This window comes from Sandarakinorhabdus sp., assembly GCF_032115815.1.
Lineage (GTDB): Bacteria > Pseudomonadota > Alphaproteobacteria > Sphingomonadales > Sphingomonadaceae > Sandarakinorhabdus.
This window is the reverse complement of record NZ_JAUMBI010000279.1, coordinates 1-5,405: the sequence shown is the minus strand read 5'-3', so window position 1 is coordinate 5,405 and position 5,405 is coordinate 1. Positions and strand designations below refer to the sequence as shown.

Genomic DNA, 5,405 nt, shown 5'->3' with positions numbered 1-5,405 from the left:
ACCGCCACCAATGTGAACCGTTCGGTCAGCGGCGCCTGCCCGCGCCACTGCAGCCGGTCCAGCGTCCAGCCATGCCAGAGGAGGATCGCAGGCCCCTGCCCTGCCACCTCAATTACAAGGTCGCCGCCGGGCACCGCAACGCGGTGGACCCTCCCGGCGGCAAAGGCGCCATCCACCCGAGCGGACAGCGCCAAGCCGGTCACGCCGCTTCGCGACGGAAATTGTTGTTGTTGGTGTGATCGCCGGCAAGCCAGCGCTTCAGTTCGGCACGGGCGTTGGCGCGGCGCGTTGCATCCAGCGCCGGATCCAGCGCTTCGGCCAGATCATGGGTGAATTCCACGATCATGCCGTTGGGATCGGTCACATAGAGCGAGCGGCAATAGCCATGTTCCAGCACATAGGTCTGCGGCTCGGTGATGCCAGCGGCGGCAACGCGCGCGGCGATCTCGTCCTGGGTGGCCTTGTCCACATGCAGGGCGATGTGGATGAACGGGCTCGACGGGATTTCCGGGCCGAATTCGGCCTGATCATCGGCATCGGCAAACTGGAAGAAGGCCAGCGCCGAACCATCGGCCAGTTCGAAGAACACGTGGCAATAGGTGCGCATCTTGCCGAACAGCTCGTCGGCTTCCGTCCAGGTGGCAATCATCGGCAGGCCGATCACGTCCTCGTAAAAGGCGCGCGTGGCTTCCAGATCCTTGGTCACATAAGCGGTGTGATGCAGGCGGTTCGGACGACGGGTCATGGTCATGATGCTCTCCTTCTCCCCGAAAGGATACTCAACCAAACAGCTTTTTCGCAATCTCGGCGGTGTGCTTGCCCTGGAAACGGGCGCCGTCCAGCTCGTTGGCGCTGGGCTGGCGGCTGCCATCACCGGCGGCCAGCGTGGAGGCGCCATAGGGCGTGCCACCGCTGATTTCCGTCATGATCGTGTTGCCGGCAAAGCTGTAGGGCAGGCCCACGATGATCATGCCATGGTGCAGCAGCGTGGTGTGGATGCTGGTCAGCGTGGTTTCCTGGCCGCCGTGCTGGCTGGCGGTCGAAACGAACGCACCGCCCAGCTTGCCGATCAGCGCACCCTTGGCCCACAGGCCGCCGGTCTGATCGAGGAAGTTGCGCATCTGGGCGGCCATGTTGCCGAACCGGGTGGGCGTTCCGATGATGATCGCATCATAATCGGCCAGCTCGTTCGGATCGGCGATCGGGGCGCCCTGCTCGGTCTTGTAGTAAAAGGCCGCGGCGGTATCGGCGGGCACCAGTTCCGGTACCCGCTTCACCACTGCTTCCACGCCGTCCACACTGGCTGCGCCCTCGGCCACGGCATTGGCCATGGTCTCCACATGGCCCCACGAGGAATAATAGAGAACGAGAACGCGGGCCATGGGGGTGCCTTTCAGATCAGAAGTTGAAGCTGGCTTCGACGCCATAGCGGCGCGGACGGGCCTTGAACACGAAACCACCCGGCGAGAATTCAGCGTTGTAGATTTCGTTGAACAAATTCTGGCTGAACGCCGTGACGCTCCAGCGCTTGTTCGACACGCCCAGACGGGCATCAACGATGTTCACCGGGTTGCGGCTGGTGGAGTTTTCGACATCCCACCAGGTGCGGCCGGTGCGGCGATAATCAACGCGGGCGTTGAGATCGAGATCGTCGCTGATCGGCGTCACATAGTTGATGCCGGCGTTGAGCGTGTAGCGGCTGATCAGCGGCAGTTCGTTGCCGATGCGGCGCGCATCCGAGAACTGCTTGATGTCGCTGTCGGTGTAACCCAGGCCGAAATTGATATCGAGGCCCTTGGTCGGACGCAGGGTCAGATCGGCTTCAAAGCCCTTGATCTGCGCCAGCGGGACGTTGCCGAGGTTCTGCGTCGAGTTGGCGGCCAGGAACACGAAGAAATAGCTGTTTTGCGTGCGCGTGGTGAAGGCCGCGGTGTTGAAGGTCAGCAGGCGGTCGTCCGTCTGCGTCTTCAGACCCACTTCAAAGGTTTCGGCCACTTCGGCGTTGAACACATCGTTCACGCCCACGATGCCGTTGCTGGCGGCAACACCGCCCACGCCGGTCTGGTTGAAGCCGCCCGAACGGAAACCGCGGCTCCAGCCACCATAAAGCGTGACATTGTCCACCGGCTTGTAGGTGATCGTCACCTTCGGCTGCCACGACTGGAAGCTGCGCTTGCGCAGCTCGCCGGTGCGACCCTGCGGGAAGCCGGGCACGTTGGGCAGGAAAGCGGTGGGTGTCAGCGTGGTGTTGGCGCGATCGTCGCGGTCATAGCGCAGCGAGGCATCCACGCGCAGTTGATCGTTCACCTTCCAGCTGGTGTTGCCGAACACCGCCCAGGCAAAATTGTCCTGGCTGTCAGCCAGGAAGCTGAACTGCGGGTTGAGCGGATTGGTGCTCGGCGTCTTGAACACCGGGAACACGCCGGCATTGGTATCGATCATGTTGCCGGTGGAGATGTAGCGCTTGGTGCCGACCATGTAGGTGCCCAGCGTAACCTGCACCGGCTTGTCGGCCGGCGATTCATAGCGCAGCTCGTTGGACCAGGCATCGACTTCCAGGAACTGGCTCTGGTTGAGATCGAACCCCTTGCCGGGCCCGAAAATGCCTTCGAACAGATTGAAGAAGAAGCTCTGCTTGATCGGCTTGAAGTCAAAGGCGTCGCCGGTCAGCACTTCGGTCAGCCGATCATAGCTGAACACGTTCTGCACGCTGCCCCAATCGCCGCTGTAACGAACCTTCAGGGCGGCGTTCCACATTTCGCGGTCGTTCTGGCCGCGGTTGTTCACCTGCACCGGCAGGCTGGTGTCGTTCACATCACCCACGATGTTGAAATACAGCGCCTGGGTCTGCAGGTTCGAATAGGCAACGCGCAGATCGACATCCAGGCCTTCCGCCGGGGTCCACAGCAGGTTGCCGCGCAGGTTCAGATCCTTGATCGGATCGGCCTTCTCATTCAGGAAGGTGTTCTGGATGAAACCATCGGTATCGTACCAGCTGCCCGACAGGCGGAACTTCAAATTCTCCGCAATGGGCCCCGACACGTTGCCGCGCACATAATAGCCGAAGCCATTGTCCACACCGCCGGTGATCTTGCCCGACAGTTCGTCGGTGGGCGCCTTGGACTTGATGATGATGGCGCCGCCGATGGCGTTACGGCCATAAAGGCCGCCCTGCGGGCCCTTGAGCACTTCGATCTGCTCGATATCGAACAGTTCCTGGTTGAACTGGGCCGGGTTCACCTGCTGGATGCCGTCCACGATCACGGCCACGCTCGGCTCGCTGTTGCGGGCCTGGGTGATGCCGCGGATGATGACGAAGGCGTTGCCGGCGTTCTGGGTCTCGACCAGGTTGACGTTGCTGGTCAGCCCGATGAAGTCACCCGGACGCTCGATGCCGGCCGAGGTGATGGCAGCAGCATTGAAAGCGGTGATGGCGGCGGGCGTGTTCTGCACCGTATCGGCGCGGCGCGTGGCGGTGACGATGATCTCGCCACTGTCTGCCGGGGCAGCAGCCGCCTGAGCAAACGACGGAACGGCCACGAGCGCGAGAGCCGAACCAGCCAACAGGCGAACGGTACGGCGGGCGAAATTGATCTGCATGGAAACTGCCTCCCCTGAAGTGACGGCCACGGCTGTTTGCCGCCGCTGCCGCCTGGCGCTGCCGGGGAAAAAGTTCCGGCAGACTGTTGACCTGATCGGCGCTTAGCCCTTCGCCATGCGAAGTCAAGTTCGATATGCGAAACTCAGCGCGGCAGTTGGCCGCTGTGGCGCGGCGGCAACGGTGCGAAACATCGCGCCGGACCCGGCCGCCAGCATGCCGCCAGCGCCCGCCAGCACACCGGAACAGGCCGGCAGCACACCGGTACTGGCCGGCAGCAGCCGAACAGCGCCCGGCGGCATTCGCGCATCAACTGCCGGAAAGCGACCGTGCCAATTGGGGGAAACGTCGCAGCTCGCTGGAGATGGTACCTGCTGCATCGGCCAGCAGCGGCAGCCGGGTGCGCACCAGTTCATCCTGACTGATGCGGGTGGTGCTGGTGGAACAGTTGATGGCACCCACCACCTGGCCGGCGGCGTCGAACAGCGGCACCGCCACCGAGACGATGCCATAATCCAGTTCATCGAGCGCGCTGTCATACCGGCGTTCGCGGATGGTCTGCAGCCGGGCGCGGAACGCCTCCGGATCCGTGATGGTGCGCTCCGTCAGCCGCGGCAGCGGGCCGCCGGCAAGATAGGCATCAATCGCGGCATCGCCTTGAAAGGCAATGATGACCTTGCCCATCGAAGTGGCATTCAGCGGAAAGCGCGTGCCCACGCCAGCGCCCAGGCGAATGCGCCGGTTGGACGGGATGTGGCAGACATAGAGGATCTCGCGGCCCGACCGCACGGCAAGGCTGACCGAATCGCCGGTGGCCTGGCCCAGCGCCTGCAACGGCGGCACCGCGATGGTTTCGATGTTCATCGAGGAGAGATAGGCCGAACCGAAGGTCAGCACCTCGGGCGTCAGCAGGAAACGCCGGCCATCCTGGCGGATATACCCCAGCGCAACCAATGTGTTGAGGCAGCGCCTTGCCACGGCAGGGGAAAGATCGGTCGCCGCCGCCACCTCCGAAAGCGCCATTTCCGGCCGGGTCGCATCAAAGGCGCGCAGCACTTTCAGGCCCCGTTCCAGGGTCGAAAGATACTCGGGATCCTTCTCGGCGGTCATGGGCTTGGTTAGGCCGGGATTCGCCCGCCCGGTCAACTATTCAGCCGCTTCGGCGTGGCGGCCAAGGATGGCGTCATTATCCTGACCCAGCAGCGGCGGCGCGGTGACCACAAGGCTGCGCTGGCCATCGAAGCTGATCGGCGAGCGGATGGTGCGGAACTCGCCCATCGGGCCGGGGGCGAACACTTCCAGCTGCAGATGCTTGGCCTGCTCGTCCTGCAGCACTTCCACGCTGGTGGCGACCGCGGCCGATGGCACTTCCAGGCGGCGCAGCGTGGCCAGCCATTCAGCGCGCGGGCGGCTGGCAAACACCGGCGCCAGGTGCGCCACCACGTCTTCATAATGGGCAATGCGGGCGTTGCGATCGGCAAAGGCCGGCAGTTTCAGCATGTCGGGCTGGCCCACGGCTTCGGCGAGATTTTCCCAGAACTTGGGCGGGCTGCTCATGTGCAGGGCCAACCACAGGCCATCGCTGCACTGGAACACATAGGATTGCGACACATGGGGCCGGCTGTAGGCATCCATCACCTGATCGGCGGCAAAAAGATGCGTGAAATCATCAAGGTTGAAGTGCGCCATGGCTTCGAACATCGAGGTTTCCACCAAGCGTCCCTGCCCTGTCGTGGCCCGCTGCAGCAGCGCGGCGAGCACGCCCTGCGCCGTGTAGAAGCCGGTCATCATGTCGCCAATGGCCGGG

General features: G+C 63.5%; 6 protein-coding genes. All 6 read right to left on the bottom strand.

The features are described 5' to 3' along the window. Positions 1–203: alpha/beta fold hydrolase (locus RT662_RS16160; RefSeq protein ID WP_409530181.1), on the bottom strand; the 203-nt coding region annotated here is incomplete at its 3' end. After that, positions 200–751 (bottom strand): VOC family protein, encoded by a 552-nt coding sequence (locus RT662_RS16155; RefSeq protein WP_040605323.1) that lies wholly within the window; start codon positions 749–751, stop codon positions 200–202. The genes RT662_RS16155 and RT662_RS16160, both read right to left, overlap by 4 nt. 28 nt (positions 752–779) lie before the next feature. Continuing rightward, a complete protein-coding gene (gene wrbA, locus RT662_RS16150) occupies positions 780–1,382 on the bottom strand; it encodes an NAD(P)H:quinone oxidoreductase (protein ID WP_313671716.1) in 603 nt (200 codons plus the stop codon). Between the two features lie 16 nt (positions 1,383–1,398). Then, positions 1,399–3,600 carry a TonB-dependent receptor gene (locus RT662_RS16145; RefSeq protein WP_313671715.1) on the bottom strand — a complete coding sequence of 734 codons (2,202 nt, stop codon included), beginning with the start codon at positions 3,598–3,600 and terminating at the stop codon, positions 1,399–1,401. Positions 3,601–3,907: 307 nt separating this feature from the next. Next, positions 3,908–4,708 carry an IclR family transcriptional regulator C-terminal domain-containing protein gene (locus RT662_RS16140; RefSeq protein WP_313671714.1) on the bottom strand — a complete coding sequence of 267 codons (801 nt, stop codon included), beginning with the start codon at positions 4,706–4,708 and terminating at the stop codon, positions 3,908–3,910. Between the two features lie 36 nt (positions 4,709–4,744). Then, a partial coding sequence (locus tag RT662_RS16135; protein ID WP_313671713.1) for a CoA transferase occupies positions 4,745–5,405 on the bottom strand: 661 nt, incomplete at its 5' end.